We start from the raw sequence: 14962 nt of genomic DNA, 5'->3' as shown, positions 1-14962 counted from the left end.
GCCGAGGTCTCCACGACCTGTGACCCGCATACCCGCAGACGGGTCACGTCGTTGTTCGAGCCCGAGGTTCCACACGGCCCGGGAGCGTGCGGGATGAGAGATGCAGAGGCGCCGAAGGAGTGCTCAGTCATACGCCGGCGCCCGTCCTGAGACCGTCTAAATTGGCCTCATGGTCAATCTGACGCGCATCTACACCAGGACCGGCGACCAGGGCACCACCGCCCTCGGCGACATGAGCCGGGTCGCCAAGACCGATCTGCGGATCTCGGCGTACGCGGACGCCAACGAGGCGAACGCGGTGATCGGGACGGCGATCGCGCTGGGCGACCTCGACGAGGAGATCGTCACGGTCCTCACGCGCGTGCAGAACGACCTCTTCGATGTCGGGGCGGACCTGTCGACGCCGGTGGTCGAGGCCCCGAAGTTCCCGCCCCTTCGCGTCGAGCAGTTCTACATCGACAAGCTGGAGGCGGACTGCGACCGCTTCAACGACGAGCTGGAGAAGCTCCGCTCCTTCATCCTGCCCGGCGGCACACCCGGCGCGGCGCTGCTGCACCAGGCGTGCACGGTCGTACGCCGGGCCGAGCGGTCGACGTGGGCGGCCCTGGAGGTCCACGGCGACATCATGAATCCGCTGACCGCCACCTACCTCAACCGGCTCTCCGACCTCCTCTTCATCCTCGCCCGCACGGCGAACAAGGAGACCGGGGATGTGCTGTGGGTGCCGGGCGGGGAGCGCTGACCACCAGGGCGGCTGGGACCACTAGGACTGTGGGGACTATAGGGACTACAGGGAGTGCGGGGACTCCTCCAGTACGCCGTCCGCGGTGAGGCGCAGCGCCGCGCTCAGGTCCCGGTCACATCCCGCCGCCCGCCGCCCGCCGCCGCAAGGTGAGGTGCGGGCCTCGTCCAGCTCGGGTGCGCCCTGCGGGCCCGAGAGCTGGATGCGTACGCTCGGCCGCCGTTCGTCGAAGCCGTCCGCCGGGTGCAGCGACACGTGCACCAGGTCGCCGTACACGCGCGGCGCCCCGCTCTCGCAGAGCATCCCCATGCACAGCCGGTACGAGGAGTCCTGGCCGTAGGGGAGGTCGTCCGCCCCGCCAGGTCACGGAGACCTCGGGGACGACCGCGAGCGGCTCGCACGCCTGCGGCTTCCCGCCGCAGGCCGTCAGTGACCAGAGCACCGCACCGACGGCACCGACCGTCAGAAACGGCCGCCTGACCAGCGTGCCGCCCTGTTCCCCCGCCCGGACCCGATGCCGATGGACGCGTTCGCGGCGAAGCCCGTACGGGAGCCGAGTTCGTTCGGACAGGGCGGAGGCGACGGTGAAGACCCACGTCAGCCGTCCGCCGAGGAAGCTGGAGCTGCGCGGCCGGGTCCAAGCCGCCGTGCCCGCACAGGAGTTGGGGGTCCGACCCGACGCGCGGGCGCACTGGTCCAGACCTATTGACCTATGGTCCAGACCTTTCTATTCTCGCCGCACCGCGCTTAGCCATGCCCACGACATCCCTCCCTCGCCAAAGGGGCGCGCCGGAGGCGAAACAAACAAAAGAGGAGAGGCAGCATGCGCTTCAGAACCAGAGTCCGACAGCGAACCGTGGCAGGGCTCACCACTCTGCTGCTTCCGCTCGCCGCCCTCGTCGGGCTCGCGAGTCCCGCCTCGGCGGCCACGTCCGCGACCGCCACGTACACCAAGACCCAGGACTGGGGTACGGGCTTCGAAGGCAAGTGGACGGTCACCAACACCGGTACCACCAGCATCAGCTCCTGGACGATCGCGTGGGACTTCCCCTCCGGTACGTCCGTCACCTCCGCCTGGGACGCGGACGTCACGTCCTCCGGCACCCACTGGACGGCCAAGAACAAGTCCTACAACGGCACCCTCGCCGCGGGCGCCTCCGTCTCCTTCGGCTTCAACGGCGCCGGTACCGGCTCGCCCTCCAACTGCACGCTCAACGACGGGAGTTGTGACGGCGGGACCACCGTGCCCGGCGACAACCCGCCCTCCGCGCCCGGCACCCCGACCGCCTCCGCGATCACCGACACCTCGGTGCAGCTGTCCTGGAGCGCGGCCACCGACGACAAGGGCGTCAAGAACTACGACGTCCTGCGTGACGGCACCAAGGTCGCCACCGTGACCACGACCTCGTACACGGACACCGGTCTGACCGCCGGCAGCGACTACTCGTACACCGTCCAGGCCCGTGACACCGCCGACCAGACCGGTCCGGTGAGCGGCGCGGTCGCCGTGCACACCACCGGCGGCACCACCACTCCCCCGCCGTCCTCCGGCTCCGCCGTCAAGCTCGGCTACTTCACCGAGTGGGGCATCTACGGCCGCAACTACAACGTCAAGAACCTGGTGACGTCCGGCTCGGCGGCGAAGATCACGCACATCAACTACGCCTTCGGCAATGTCACCGGCGGCAAGTGCGCGATCGGCGACTCCTACGCCGACTACGACAAGGCGTTCACCGCCGACCAGTCGGTCAGCGGCGTGGCCGACACCTGGGACCAGCCGCTGCGCGGCAACTTCAACCAGTTGCGTGAGCTGAAGGCCAAGTACCCCAACCTCAAGGTCATCTGGTCCTTCGGCGGCTGGACCTGGTCCGGCGGCTTCGCCGAGGCCGCCGCCAACCCGGCCGCCTTCGCGCAGTCCTGCTACGACCTGGTCAAGGACCCGCGCTGGGCCGACGTCTTCGACGGCATCGACATCGACTGGGAGTACCCGAACGCCTGCGGGCTCTCCTGCGACACCAGTGGCGCGGCCGCGTACAAGAACCTGATGGGGGCCCTGCGCGCCAAGTTCGGCGGCAACAACCTCGTCACCGCGGCCGTCACCGCCGACGGCACCTCCGGCGGCAAGATCGACGCCGCGGACTACGCGGGCGCTTCGCAGTACGTCGACTGGTACAACGTGATGTCGTACGACTTCTTCGGCGCGTTCTCCCCGCAGGGCCCGACCGCCCCGCACTCCCCGCTCACCTCGTACAGCGGCATCCCGACGCCCGGCTTCACCACGGCCGACGCGATCGCCAAGTACAAGGCGAAGGGCGTGCCCGCGAGCAAGCTGCTGATCGGCATCGGCTTCTACGGACGCGGCTGGACGGGCGTCACCCAGGACGCGCCGGGCGGCACGGCGACCGGGCCCGCGGCGGGCACGTACGAGCAGGGCATCGAGGACTACAAGGTGCTCAAGACGTCCTGCCCGGTCACCGGCACGATCGCCGGGACGGCGTACGCGCACTGCGGCAGCAACTGGTGGTCCTACGACACCCCGGCGACCATCGGTACGAAGATGGCGTGGGCCAAGAGCCAGGGGCTGGGCGGCGCCTTCTTCTGGGAGTTCAGCGGGGACACCAGCAATGGCGAGCTGGTGAGCGCCATCAACAGCGGACTGGGCTAGAAGTCACTCCACCGGGCGTCACGCCACATTGACGCTCCCCCGGACAGTGAGTAGATGCGGCCTTTCAGGCCACATTCACTCGCTGTCCGGGCGGGGCTGCCTCCAGCCACGCGAGGAAACCGGTCAGCGCGTCCTCGCTCATCGCCAGTTCCAGGCGCGTGCCCCGGTGGACGCAGGCGAGGATGATCGCGTCGGAGAGCAGCGCGAGCTCCTCCTCGCCGTCCGGGGTACGACGGCCGGCCACCTCGATCGCCGAGCGTTCCAGGACACGGCGTGGGCGGGGGGAGTACGAGAAGACGCGGTACCACTCGATGCGGTCGCCGTTGTAGCGGGCGACGCCGTAACCCCAGCCTTTGCCGTTGGGGTCGCTCTTCTCCGGGACGTCCCAGCGCAGGCTGCAGTCGAAGGTGCCGCCGGAGCGCTGGATCAGCCGGCGGCGGAGGCCGAAGACGAACAGCCCCACCAATACGAGCGCCACTACCAATCCGCACACAGTCAGAGCGAGGACCATCGACACCGACCTCCTCGTCTCCTAGGTAACGGAAAAGAAAAAACCTCCGCATTTGCCTCAGCCGCGACGGGGGCCGGAGTCATCCGGTCCCCGCCGCGGCTGAGGCAAAGCATCACACGACACTCCCCCAGTGCCTAAAGGGCCTGGGAGGTACCCCCAGTCAGCGAGCCGACACCGCTCGCAGTCGGACGTCCGCGCGACGCTCGGCGGACTCGTCGCCCTCCGCCTTCGCGCGCTCGAGCTCCCGCTCCACGCGCTGGACGTCGATCTCGTCCGACAGCTCGGCGATCTCGGCCAGCAGCGACAGTTTGTTGTCGGCGAACGAGATGAAACCGCCGTGCACCGCGGCGACGACCGTTCCACCATCACTCGTACGAATGGTCACCGGGCCCGACTCCAGCACACCGAGCAGCGGCTGGTGACCGGGCATGACGCCGATGTCGCCGGACGTGGTACGCGCGACGACCAGGGTGGCCTCGCCGGACCAGACACTGCGGTCCGCGGCGACGAGCTCGACATGCAGCTCAGCAGCCAAGGTGGGCTCCTCGGGTCACCACCCGGCATGGCCGCCGGGTGTTGGGTCAAAGTCTAATGGGCGTACGGAGGGGGACGGACCGCACCCCGCGAGGTGCGCTCCCGCCCCCCTCAGTACGAACAGGGGACTCGCGTCAGGAGACGCCGAGTTCCTTGGCGTTGGCCTTGAGGTCCTCAATGCCACCGCACAGGAAGAACGCCTGCTCCGGGAAGTGGTCGTACTCGCCGTCGATGATCGCGTTGAAGGCCACGATCGACTCCTCCAGCGGGACGTCCGACCCGTCGACGCCGGTGAACTGCTTGGCGACGTGGGTGTTCTGGGACAGGAAGCGCTCCACGCGACGGGCACGGTGGACGGTGAGCTTGTCCTCCTCGCCCAGCTCGTCGATACCGAGGATCGCGATGATGTCCTGGAGGTCCTTGTACTTCTGGAGGACCGACTTGACGCGCATGGCGGCGTTGTAGTGGTCCGCCGCGATGTAGCGCGGGTCCAGGATGCGGGACGTGGAGTCCAGCGGGTCCACGGCCGGGTAGATGCCCTTCTCGGAGATCGGACGGGAAAGAACCGTCGTCGCGTCGAGGTGGGCGAAGGTGGTGGCCGGGGCCGGGTCGGTCAGGTCGTCCGCGGGGACGTAGATCGCCTGCATCGAGGTGATCGAGTGACCACGGGTCGAGGTGATGCGCTCCTGGAGGAGACCCATCTCGTCGGCCAGGTTCGGCTGGTAACCCACCGCGGAGGGCATCCGGCCGAGCAGGGTCGAGACCTCGGAACCGGCCTGGGTGAAGCGGAAGATGTTGTCGATGAAGAACAGCACGTCCTGCTTCTGCACATCGCGGAAGTACTCCGCCATGGTCAGACCCGCGAGGGCCACGCGCAGACGGGTGCCCGGGGGCTCGTCCATCTGACCGAAGACAAGGGCGGTCTTGTCGATAACCCCGGAGTCCGACATCTCCTCGATGAGGTCGTTGCCCTCACGGGTGCGCTCACCGACACCGGCGAACACGGAGACACCGTCGTGGTTGTTGGCGACGCGGTAGATCATCTCCTGGATGAGCACCGTCTTGCCGACACCGGCACCACCGAACAGACCGATCTTTCCACCCTTGACGTACGGGGTGAGAAGGTCGATGACCTTGACGCCGGTCTCGAACATCTCGGTCTTCGACTCGAGCTCGTCGAAGCGCGGGGCCTTGCGGTGGATGGACCAGCGCTCGCCCGTGTACTTCTCGTCGGAGTTCAGCACGTCACCGAGGGTGTTGAACACCTTGCCCTTGGTGAAGTCGCCGACCGGGACGCTGATGCCCGCGCCGGTGTCGGTGACCGCGGCCTGGCGGACCAGACCGTCGGTGGGCTGCATGGAGATCGTGCGGACCAGGCCGTCACCCAGGTGCTGGGCGACCTCCAGGGTCAGGATCTTCTTCTCGCCGGCGTTGGCCGGGTCGGCCACCTCGACGTGAAGGGCGTTGTAGATGTCCGGCATCGCGTCGACGGGGAACTCCACGTCGACGACCGGGCCGATGACCCGGGCGACGCGGCCCGTGGCAACGGCCGTCTCAGAAGTCGTCGTCATTACTTGTCACTCCCCGCGGTCGCGTCGGCAAGGGCACTGGCGCCACCGACGATCTCGCTGATTTCCTGGGTGATTTCGGCCTGGCGGGCCGCGTTGGCAAGACGGGAGAGCGTGTTGATCAGCTCGCCCGCGTTGTCGGTCGCCGACTTCATCGCGCGGCGGGTGGCGGCGTGCTTGGAGGCAGCCGACTGGAGCAGCGCGTTGTAGATCCGGCTCTCGACGTAGCGCGGCAGCAGGGCGTCGAGGACGTCCTCCGCCGACGGCTCGAACTCGTACAGCGGAAGGATCTCGCCCTTGGGCGCCTCCTCCGCAACCTCTTCGAGGCGTAGCGGCAGCAGGCGGCCGTCGACCGCCGTCTGCGTCATCATCGAGACGAACTCGGTGTAGACGATGTGGAGCTCGTCCACGCCGCCGTTCGCCGTCTCCTTCTCGATGGCCTCGATCAGCGGAGCCGCGACCTTCTTGGCGTCCGCGTAGGTGGGCTCGTCGGTGAAGCCCGACCACGACTGCACGACCGCGCGCTCGCGGAAGTTGTAGTGGGCCAGACCCCGGCGGCCGACGATGTACGTGTCGACCTCCTTGCCCTCCGCCTCGAGGCGCGCCGTCAGCTGCTCGGCGGCCTTGATGGCGTTGGAGTTGAAGGCGCCGGCCAGTCCGCGGTCGCTCGTGAGGAGCAGCACCGCGGAACGGGTCGCCGTCTCCGCCTCCGTGGTCAGCGGATGCCTGGTGTTCGAGCCGGTACCGACCGCCGTGACCGCGCGGGTGAGCTCGGTCGCGTACGGCGTGGAGGCCCTCACCTTGCGATGCGCCTTGACGACGCGCGAGGCGGCGATCATCTCCATCGCCTTGGTGATCTTCTTGGTCGCGGTGACGGATCGGATGCGACGCTTGTAGACCCGGAGCTGGGCTCCCATGAGTCAGGTCCCTTCCTTACGTCACTTGGCCGCGGCCGGAACGTCTTCGCCGAGCAGCTTGCCGTCCGAGGTCTCGAACTGCTTCTTGAAGTCCGCGATGGCGTCCGCGATGGCGGTGAGGGTGTCGTCCGACATCTTCGCGCCCTCCTTGATGGAGGTCATGAGGCCCTGCTCCTTGCGGTGCAGGTACTCCAGGAGCTCCTTCTCGAAGCGGCGGATGTCGGCGACCGGTACGTCGTCCATCTTGCCGGTGGTACCGGCCCACACGGAGACGACCTGGTCCTCGGTCGGCATCGGCTGGTACTGAGCCTGCTTGAGCAGCTCGACCAACCGCTGACCGCGCTCCAGCTGGGACTTCGACGCGGCGTCCAGGTCGGAACCGAAGGCGGCGAACGCCTCCAGCTCACGGTACTGGGCGAGGTCCAGGCGGAGTCGGCCGGACACCTGGCGCATCGCCTTGTGCTGGGCGGAGCCACCGACGCGGGAGACCGAGATACCGACGTTCAGGGCCGGACGCTGGCCGGCGTTGAACAGGTCGGACTCCAGGAAGCACTGGCCGTCGGTGATGGAGATGACGTTGGTCGGGATGAACGCCGACACGTCGTTCGCCTTGGTCTCGACGATCGGCAGACCCGTCATCGAACCGGCGCCCATCTCGTCGGAGAGCTTCGCGCAGCGCTCCAGCAGACGGGAGTGCAGGTAGAAGACGTCACCGGGGTAGGCCTCGCGGCCCGGCGGGCGGCGCAGCAGCAGGGACACGGCGCGGTAGGCGTCGGCCTGCTTCGAGAGGTCGTCGAAGATGATGAGGACGTGCTTGCCCTCGTACATCCACTGCTGACCGATGGCCGAACCGGTGTACGGCGCCAGGTACTTGAAGCCGGCCGGGTCGGACGCCGGGGCGGCGACGATGGTCGTGTACTCCAGCGCGCCGGCATCTTCGAGGGCGCCACGCACGGAGGCGATGGTCGAACCCTTCTGACCGATGGCGACGTAGATGCAGCGGACCTGCTTCTTCGGGTCGCCGGTGCGCCAGTTGTCGCGCTGGTTGATGATCGTGTCGACGGCCAGGGCGGTCTTGCCGGTCTGACGGTCGCCGATGATCAGCTGACGCTGGCCGCGGCCGATCGGGGTCATCGCGTCGACGGCCTTGTAGCCGGTCTCCATCGGCTCGTGCACCGACTTGCGGACCATGACGCCCGGGGCCTGCAGCTCGAGGGCGCGGCGTCCGGTGGTCTCGATCTCGCCGAGGCCGTCGATCGGGTTGCCGAGCGGGTCGACGACGCGGCCGAGGTAGCCCTCGCCCACGGCGACGGACAGCACCTCACCGGTGCGCTGCACCGGCTGGCCCTCCTCGACACCGCTGAACTCGCCGAGGATGACCGCACCGATCTCGCGCTCTTCCAGGTTCAGCGCGAGACCGAGGGTGCCGTCCTCGAACTTCAGCAGTTCGTTCGCCATGGCCGAGGGCAGACCCTCGACCTTGGCGATACCGTCGCCGGCGACGGTGACCGTACCGACCTCCTCGCGCGAGGCCGCGTCCGGCTTGTACGACTGGACAAAGTTCTCCAGCGCGTCCCGGATCTCCTCCGGCCGGATCGTGAGCTCCGCCATCTGGGTTCCCTGCTCTCCTTGTTGGGCCCGAAGTTTTCTTGGGGGGTCTGGGGTCAGCCCCCAGGAATCCTCTGCACGGCCCAACCAGGGCCGTAAGTACTACGTGGTAACGCGTATTGAGTTGCTACTGGCCGACGATGCGGCGGCGGGCGTCCTCAAGCCGGTCCGCGACGGCGCCGTCGATGACCTCGTCGCCGACCTGCACCCGGATCCCGCCGATGACCTCGGGGTCCACGTCGAGGTTGAGGTGCATCGGGCGGCCGTAGAGCTTCGCCAGGGCGGCGCCGAGGCGCTGCTTCTGTCCGTCGCTCAGCGGGACCGCCGAGGTGACGACGGCGACCATGCGGTTGCGGCGCTCGGCGGCGAGCTTGGACAGGGACTCGAGTCCCGCCTCCAGGCTACGTCCCCGGGGCACTGCCACAAGGCGCGTCACCAGACGCTCGGTCGTCGCCTTGGCCCGGCCGCCGAGCAGGCTGTGCAGCAGCTCGCTCTTGGCCGCCTTCGAGGCGGTGCGGTCGGTCAGCGCGGCGCGCAGCTCGGTGCTCGAAGAGACGATCCGGCCGAACCGGAACAGCTCGTCCTCGACGTCGTCGAGCGTGTTCGCCCGCTGGGCGGCCGTGAGGTCGGCGATGCTCGCCAGCTCCTCCAGCGTGTCCACCAGGTCACGCGACTGCGACCAGCGCGAGCGCACCAGGCCGGCCACCAGGTCCGCGGTCGGCCCGCCGACCTGGCCGCCGAGCAGGCGCTGGGCCAGCTCGGCCTTGGCCTCGCCGGGCTGCGCCGGGTCGGTGAGGACCCGACGCAGCGAGACCTCGCGGTCGAGCAGCGCGGTGACGGCGGCCAGCTCGTCGGCGAGCTGGACGGCGTCCACGGACGTCGAGTCCGTCAGCGCGTCGAGACGCTCACGGGCTGCTGCGAGGGCCTCGCGGCTCGCTCCGTGTGCGGTCATCGAGCCGCCTCGGCCTTCTCCTCGAGGTCCTCGAGGAAGCGGTCGATGACGCGGCTCTGCCGGGCGTGGTCCTCGAGGGACTCACCGACGAGCTTGCCGGCCAGGTCGGTGGCGAGCTTGCCCACGTCCTGACGCAGCGCCTGCGCGGCGGCCTTGCGGTCGGCCTCGATCTGCGAGTGACCCGCGGCGATGATTTCCTCACGCTGCCGCTGGCCTTCCGCGCGCATCTCGGCGATGAGCGTGGCACCCTGCTCCTGCGCCTCCTGGCGCAGACGCGCGGCCTCGTGCCGGGCCTCGGCGAGCTGGGCCTTGTACTGCTCCAGCACGCTGTGGGCTTCGGTCTGAGCGGCCTCGGCCTTCTCGATACCGCCCTCGATGGCCTCGCGGCGCTCCTCCAGAACCTTGTTGATGTTCGGGAGGAGCTTCTTGGCGAGGAAGCCGAAGACGATGACGAAGGCGATCAGGCCGATGACAAGCTCGGGGATCGGCGGGAAGAGAGGGTTCTCCTTCTCGGCCGCCAGAATGAGCAGCTGGCTCATGTCAGTGCCTTTCGTCTAGTGGGCTGTCGCTGATCGGTGGATCAGGTGCCGTAGACGAACGGCATGACCAGACCGATGAGGGCGAGCGCCTCACAGAAGGCGAAGCCGAGGATCTGGTTGGCGCGGATCAGACCGGCGGCCTCAGGCTGGCGGGCGAGCGCCTGGGTGCCGTTACCGAAGATGATGCCGACGCCGACGCCGGGGCCGATCGCCGCGAGGCCGTAACCGATCGAGCCGAGCGAACCGCCGACGGCGGCAAGGGTCTGGGACATGCCAGTTCTTCCTTTTCTTTACGGACCGGTGGGGGTTGGCCACCGGACGAGTGCGGGGTCGGAGGGGGCGGCGCTCAGTGGTGCTCGGCCAGCGCGCCCTGGATGAAGGTGCAGGTCAGGAGGACGAACACATACGCCTGCAGGGCCTGGATGAACAGCTCGAAGGCGGTCATGATCAGCACCATGATGAACGAGACGCCCGCGTAGGCGATCCCGATGCCATTGAGCAGGTACCAGCTGGCGATCGTGAACAGCAGCAGCAGGGTGTGGCCCGCGAACATGTTCGCGAACAGTCGCACCGCGTGCGTGAAGGGCCGGACGATCAGGTTCGAGAGGAGCTCGATGAACATGGCCAGCGGGAGAACCGCGCCGAGCGATTTGTCGTAGCCGGTGAAGTTCTTGAACGCACCGACGAATCCGTGTCGCTTGAAGGTCAGCGAGACCCAGGTGATGTAGACGATCGCCGCGAGGACCGCCGGGTAGGAGATGATCGCCGTCACCGGGAACTGGGCGACCGGAACGATCGACCAGAGATTCATCATCCAGATGAAGAAGAACAGCGAGACGACCAGCGGTACGTACTTCTCGCCCTCCTTCTTGCCGATCGTCTCGTAGACGACACCGCGGCGGATGAAGTCGTAGCCCGTCTCGGCGACCATCTGCAGCTTGCCGGGGACGACCTTCGGCTTACGGAAGGCGGCCCAGAAGAAGCCGACAACGACGATCGAGCCGAGCAGCGCCAGCAGCATCGTCTTGTTGAAGTACAAGTTGCTGTCCCCGTCCCCGAGGAGGGGCTTGAACAGGAACGAGTGCAGGCCGGGAGCCGGGAAGCCACAGCCGTCGAAGATGTGGCAGTCGGTCTCGAAGGCGAGCACCTGCGTCGGGTCAGCACTCACCGCGGGCTCCTTCAGCGTGGCGCATAGGTACGGCAACCTCGTTGTGTCGGCGCGGCGCGCAGCCGCGGTTCGGCACTGGACTGGTGTTACGGATGTGGGGGCGGCTGTGGGGCATCAAGCCTCGCGATTGAGCAGGCGTCAGCTCAGATGCCCGCGCCCGCGATGCCGCAGTTGGCACCGGACGATAGCAGGATCTCTTGCGCGCTCTTATCCCGGCCCTACCCCTCACGACGAGTGCCCCGACTTCTCGGGCTCGACGTAGAGGATCTTGGCCTTCATATGAGCACGCGTCTGCGCGACGATCCAGATGATGGTGTCGGCGAGCAGCGTGAACGCGAAGGCCCTGGGGTTGAACAAGGTGGTGTGCTTGAACGCGGCCATGAAGATGAAGAGCAGAAGGATCTGCGCCGCGAAGAGCATCAGGCCCATCGCCTGGAAGAGATGCGGAAGCGATTTGGCAGTGCGCTGCAGTACGTAGAGCCCGATTCCCATGAAGAGGATCACGATCAGCGTCGCGACGACTGCCCCAATGGCTCCCTTGCCGCCGGCGACCACACCACTGACGACGGCGGCAATCGCGCCGACGGCAGCTGTGGGCACAGCGGCCTGAAGGAGAATCCGGGCGTCATTGGACGGCATGGCGGCAACTCCGCTTGCTTCGGGGGCAGGGTGTCGTCATGGACGAGCGTAGTCCCGGGCTGAGAGAGAACCTCGCGCCAAGGGGCCGTCTCATTGCGGTCCCTCGGCTCTGTCCCGGGTTCTCGTGAACCGTATCACAAACTATTTGATGCGGTCTTTACCTAGAAGGTGTGCTCGCCGTCACACATGAGACTGAACATGCGCGTTTGTGCAAGATCAGGGGCAACTTGTCTGGTATTAAGGCGGTTTGCCAATGATCCCTCTTGCGGAATTCTTACTTTGCGTCAGCGTGAAGATTCCGCTTTGCGCCGATCCAGGAAGCGCGCACGGGTGCCAATCGCCGTCGCCCCGTTGACTCCTGAGACACCCGCGGCGACCGGGGCACGGTGCTCGCGGACGCCCTCTTGCGGCTCCTGAGCCGCCTGCGCCTCGTACGCGACGGCCGCCTCCATGGCCGCCTCGGCCTCGGCCACCAGGGCGGCCCTGCGACGGCGGCGGTAGCGCGGCGGGACGAGGCTCTCGGCCCAGCGCGGGGCACGCGGCGTGAAGCGCGGCAGCAGGAGCAGCACAAGACCCACCGCGCTGAGCGCGGCGATGCCGAGCACGATCCACATGGACGCCGAGTTCACCGAGAAGGCGAGGGTTCCGAAGGCGATCAGCGCCGACCAGAAGTACATGATCAGGACGGCCCGGCTGTGCGAGTGCCCGACCTCCAGGAGGCGGTGGTGCAGGTGGCCGCGGTCGGCGGCGAAGGGCGACTGGCCGCGCCAGGTGCGCCGCACGATGGCGAGCACCAGGTCGGCGGCCGGGACCGCGATGATCGTCAGCGGCAGCAGCAACGGGATGTAGACGGGCACCATCTGGTGCACGGTGTTGCGCTCCGAACCGGAGAACAGGTTCATCGCGTCGGGGTCGATCTGCCCGGTGATGGAGATCGCGCCGGCCGCCAGCACCAGGCCGATCAGCATCGAGCCGGAGTCGCCCATGAAGATCCGGGCGGGGTGCATGTTGTGCGGCAGGAAGCCCAGACACATGCCCATGAGGATCGCCGCGAAGAGGGTCGCCGGGGCGGCGGCCTCGATGCCGTAGCTGTACCAGATGCGGTACGCGTACAGGAAGGACGCGGCGGAGGCGATGCACACCATGCCGGAGGCGAGGCCGTCGAGGCCGTCGACGAAGTTCACGGCGTTGATCGTGATGACGACCAGTGCCACGGTCAGCAGGGTGCCCTGCCACTGGGTGAGCGCGACCAGGCCGACACCCGGGATGGGCAGCCACAGGATCGTCAGACCCTGCATGACCATCACACCCGCGGCGATCATCTGGCCGCCGAGCTTGATCAGGGCGTCGATCTCGAACTTGTCGTCCAGGACGCCGATCAGCCAGATCAGGGCCGCGCCGGAGAGCAGGGCGCGCGGTTCGTTGGAGTTCGAGAAGACCGCGTTGAGGTTCCGCAGGTGGTCGGCGACCAGCAGGCCCGCGCACAGGCCGAAGAACATCGCGATGCCGCCGAGCCGCGGCGTGGGTTCCCGGTGCACGTCACGTGCCCGGATCTGCGGCATGGCTCCGGCCACGATCGCGAATTTCCGTACCGGCCCTGTCAGCAGATACGTCACCGCGGCCGTGATACAGAGCGTCAGCAGATATTCACGCACGGGCTTCCCCACAGGTCTCGCTGGCCATCTCAGCCCCACACCCTAGCGATGCGCACATATGGTTGGGGACTTCCGGGTAGCGACGATGGTTGCACGAGTGGCTGTGCACACGAGTGCGCGTCCCCCTCACTCGTCCGGATAGGGCGGAAATCTTCCGGTCAGCTCCCGCACTTCTTCACGTGCTCGCTTGCTGTCGACCTCGTCCCGCAGCACCGCCGCGAACAGCTTCGCGACCTGCGCCATCTCGGCCTCGGCCATCCCCTGCGTGGTCAGCGCCGCCGTACCGAGGCGCAGGCCACGGGCATCGCCGTGAGGCAGCACACAGGTGTCGAGGACCATCCCGGCAGCGGCGAGACGGCCGCGCGCGCTGCGCCCGTCGACACCGAGCGGTGCCGTGTCCGCGACCAGCAGATGGGTGTCGGTGCCCCCGGTGGTGAGGGCGAGCCCCTCCGCGGCCAGAGCCTCCGCGAGGGCTTTCGCATTGGCGACCACCTGATGGGCGTACGCCGTGAAGGCGGGCGTGGCCGCCTCGCCGAACGCGACGGCCTTGGCGGCGATGGTGTGCATCTGGGCGCCGCCCTGGGTGAACGGGAAGACAGCCCGGTCGACGCGCTCGGCCAGCTCGCTTCCGCACAGGATCATGCCGCCGCGCGGCCCGCGCAGCACCTTGTGCGTGGTGGCGCAGACGACATCGGCGTACGGCACCGGATTGGGCGCCGCTCGCCCGGCGACCAGCCCGATGGGATGGGCGGCGTCGGCGATGAGATAGGCACCGACCTCGTGGGCGATCTCCCGGAAGAGCGCGTAGTCGATGTGCCGAGGATAGGAGATCGACCCGCAGACGACGGCTTTCGGCCGATGCGTACGAGCCAGCGCGCGCACCTGCTCGTAATCGATGAGCCCGCTCTCCGCGTCCACCCCGTACCCGACGAAGTCGAACCAGCGGCCGGAGAAGTTCGCGGGCGACCCGTGCGTGAGGTGACCGCCGAACGGCAGCCCCATGGCCAGCACGGTGTCACCGGGGCGCAGCAGGGCGGCGTACGCGGCGAGCATGGCCGAAGACCCCGAGTGGGACTGCACGTTGGCGTGCCGGGCGCCGAAGAGGGCCTTGGCGCGTTCCATGGCGAGGCGCTCGGCGACGTCGACGATCTCGCAGCCGCCGTGATAGCGGGCGCCGGGATACCCCTCGGCGTACTTGTTCGCCAGCGGCGACCCCAGCGCGGCCAGCACGGCCGGCGAGGTGAAGTTCTCCGCCGCGATCAACTGCAGCGTCGTCGACTGCCGCTCCAGCTCCCCGATCAGGATCTCGGCGAGCTCAGGGTCCTGCCGAGGCAGAACATCCGCTTCCAGCGTTTGTGCGACCGGCATGGTGGACTCCGGACCTCGGCGGGTGCGATATGTCCAATGTAGAACCGGGACTGGTGGGACGCCCGGTATTGACCGGTGGGACGCCCCGGTATTGCG

15 protein-coding genes are annotated in these 14962 nt (G+C 68.0%); 2 read left to right on the top strand and 13 right to left on the bottom strand.

Annotated elements, in window-relative coordinates:
• Positions 1-169 precede the first annotated feature (169 nt).
• Entirely contained in the window at positions 170-742 is a 573-nt protein-coding gene (locus OG747_RS30210; protein ID WP_405882524.1) for a cob(I)yrinic acid a,c-diamide adenosyltransferase, read from the top strand.
• 45 nt (positions 743-787) lie between these two features.
• Here the strand turns inward: OG747_RS30210 and OG747_RS30205 are convergent, their stop codons facing one another.
• Positions 788-1051 (bottom strand): hypothetical protein, encoded by a 264-nt coding sequence (locus OG747_RS30205; protein ID WP_405882523.1) that lies wholly within the window; start codon positions 1049-1051, stop codon positions 788-790.
• A 514-nt stretch (positions 1052-1565) separates the two neighbouring features.
• On the opposite strand from OG747_RS30205, the gene OG747_RS30200 reads away from it, so the two are divergent.
• Positions 1566-3407, top strand: a complete 1842-nt coding sequence (locus tag OG747_RS30200) for a glycosyl hydrolase family 18 protein (RefSeq protein WP_405882522.1) — start codon at positions 1566-1568, stop codon at positions 3405-3407.
• A gap of 64 nt (positions 3408-3471) precedes the next feature.
• Here the strand turns inward: OG747_RS30200 and OG747_RS30195 are convergent, their stop codons facing one another.
• From OG747_RS30195 to glyA, 12 genes are all read right to left on the bottom strand, one after another.
• Positions 3472-3918, bottom strand: coding sequence for a DUF2550 domain-containing protein (locus OG747_RS30195; protein ID WP_405882521.1), 447 nt, complete (start codon positions 3916-3918; stop codon positions 3472-3474).
• A gap of 160 nt (positions 3919-4078) precedes the next feature.
• On the bottom strand, positions 4079-4453 hold the full coding sequence (locus tag OG747_RS30190; RefSeq protein ID WP_405882520.1) for a F0F1 ATP synthase subunit epsilon: 375 nt from the start codon (positions 4451-4453) through the stop codon (positions 4079-4081).
• A 133-nt stretch (positions 4454-4586) separates the two neighbouring features.
• A complete protein-coding gene (gene atpD / locus OG747_RS30185; protein ID WP_405882519.1) occupies positions 4587-6023 on the bottom strand; it encodes a F0F1 ATP synthase subunit beta in 1437 nt (478 codons plus the stop codon).
• Positions 6023-6937, bottom strand: coding sequence for a F0F1 ATP synthase subunit gamma (locus OG747_RS30180; protein ID WP_405882518.1), 915 nt, complete (start codon positions 6935-6937; stop codon positions 6023-6025). The genes atpD and OG747_RS30180 overlap by 1 nt, the downstream gene beginning before the upstream one ends.
• A gap of 21 nt (positions 6938-6958) precedes the next feature.
• Positions 6959-8548 (bottom strand): F0F1 ATP synthase subunit alpha, encoded by a 1590-nt coding sequence (gene atpA, locus OG747_RS30175; protein WP_405882517.1) that lies wholly within the window; start codon positions 8546-8548, stop codon positions 6959-6961.
• A gap of 124 nt (positions 8549-8672) precedes the next feature.
• Positions 8673-9497: a F0F1 ATP synthase subunit delta gene (locus OG747_RS30170; RefSeq protein WP_405882516.1), complete on the bottom strand. Its 825-nt coding sequence runs from the start codon at positions 9495-9497 to the stop codon at positions 8673-8675.
• A complete protein-coding gene (locus OG747_RS30165; RefSeq protein ID WP_405882515.1) occupies positions 9494-10036 on the bottom strand; it encodes a F0F1 ATP synthase subunit B in 543 nt (180 codons plus the stop codon). Before OG747_RS30165 ends, OG747_RS30170 begins: the two co-directional genes overlap by 4 nt.
• 41 nt (positions 10037-10077) lie before the next feature.
• Positions 10078-10308, bottom strand: a complete 231-nt coding sequence (gene atpE, locus OG747_RS30160) for an ATP synthase F0 subunit C (RefSeq protein ID WP_405882514.1) — start codon at positions 10306-10308, stop codon at positions 10078-10080.
• A 74-nt stretch (positions 10309-10382) separates the two neighbouring features.
• Complete coding sequence (atpB, locus tag OG747_RS30155) at positions 10383-11204, bottom strand: F0F1 ATP synthase subunit A (RefSeq protein WP_405882513.1); 822 nt, start codon at positions 11202-11204, stop codon at positions 10383-10385.
• Between the two features lie 225 nt (positions 11205-11429).
• Positions 11430-11843 carry a hypothetical protein gene (locus tag OG747_RS30150; protein ID WP_405882512.1) on the bottom strand — a complete coding sequence of 138 codons (414 nt, stop codon included), beginning with the start codon at positions 11841-11843 and terminating at the stop codon, positions 11430-11432.
• Positions 11844-12127: 284 nt separating this feature from the next.
• Positions 12128-13498 carry an MraY family glycosyltransferase gene (locus OG747_RS30145; RefSeq protein ID WP_405882511.1) on the bottom strand — a complete coding sequence of 457 codons (1371 nt, stop codon included), beginning with the start codon at positions 13496-13498 and terminating at the stop codon, positions 12128-12130.
• A 126-nt stretch (positions 13499-13624) separates the two neighbouring features.
• Entirely contained in the window at positions 13625-14866 is a 1242-nt protein-coding gene (gene glyA, locus OG747_RS30140; RefSeq protein WP_405882510.1) for a serine hydroxymethyltransferase, read from the bottom strand.
• Positions 14867-14962 lie beyond the last annotated feature (96 nt).

Source organism: Streptomyces sp. NBC_01384 (genome assembly GCF_045040035.1).
Taxonomy (GTDB): domain Bacteria; phylum Actinomycetota; class Actinomycetes; order Streptomycetales; family Streptomycetaceae; genus Streptomyces.
Note: the sequence above shows the minus strand (reverse complement) of the source record. Positions and strands in the feature narration are given on the sequence as shown.

Excerpts from the sequence above, each read along its gene's own strand:
- OG747_RS30210 (WP_405882524.1), top strand. The coding sequence starts at position 170 with ATGGTCAATCTGACGCGCATCTACACCAGGACCGGCGACCAGGGCACC.
- OG747_RS30205 (WP_405882523.1), bottom strand. The coding sequence starts at position 1,051 with ATGGGGATGCTCTGCGAGAGCGGGGCGCCGCGCGTGTACGGCGACCTG.
- OG747_RS30200 (WP_405882522.1), top strand. The coding sequence starts at position 1,566 with ATGCGCTTCAGAACCAGAGTCCGACAGCGAACCGTGGCAGGGCTCACC.
- OG747_RS30195 (WP_405882521.1), bottom strand. The coding sequence starts at position 3,918 with ATGGTCCTCGCTCTGACTGTGTGCGGATTGGTAGTGGCGCTCGTATTG.
- atpD (WP_405882519.1), bottom strand. The coding sequence starts at position 6,023 with ATGACGACGACTTCTGAGACGGCCGTTGCCACGGGCCGCGTCGCCCGG.
- OG747_RS30180 (WP_405882518.1), bottom strand. The coding sequence starts at position 6,937 with ATGGGAGCCCAGCTCCGGGTCTACAAGCGTCGCATCCGATCCGTCACC.
- atpA (WP_405882517.1), bottom strand. The coding sequence starts at position 8,548 with ATGGCGGAGCTCACGATCCGGCCGGAGGAGATCCGGGACGCGCTGGAG.
- OG747_RS30170 (WP_405882516.1), bottom strand. The coding sequence starts at position 9,497 with ATGACCGCACACGGAGCGAGCCGCGAGGCCCTCGCAGCAGCCCGTGAG.
- OG747_RS30165 (WP_405882515.1), bottom strand. The coding sequence starts at position 10,036 with ATGAGCCAGCTGCTCATTCTGGCGGCCGAGAAGGAGAACCCTCTCTTC.
- atpE (WP_405882514.1), bottom strand. The coding sequence starts at position 10,308 with ATGTCCCAGACCCTTGCCGCCGTCGGCGGTTCGCTCGGCTCGATCGGT.
- OG747_RS30150 (WP_405882512.1), bottom strand. The coding sequence starts at position 11,843 with ATGCCGTCCAATGACGCCCGGATTCTCCTTCAGGCCGCTGTGCCCACA.
- glyA (WP_405882510.1), bottom strand. The coding sequence starts at position 14,866 with ATGCCGGTCGCACAAACGCTGGAAGCGGATGTTCTGCCTCGGCAGGAC.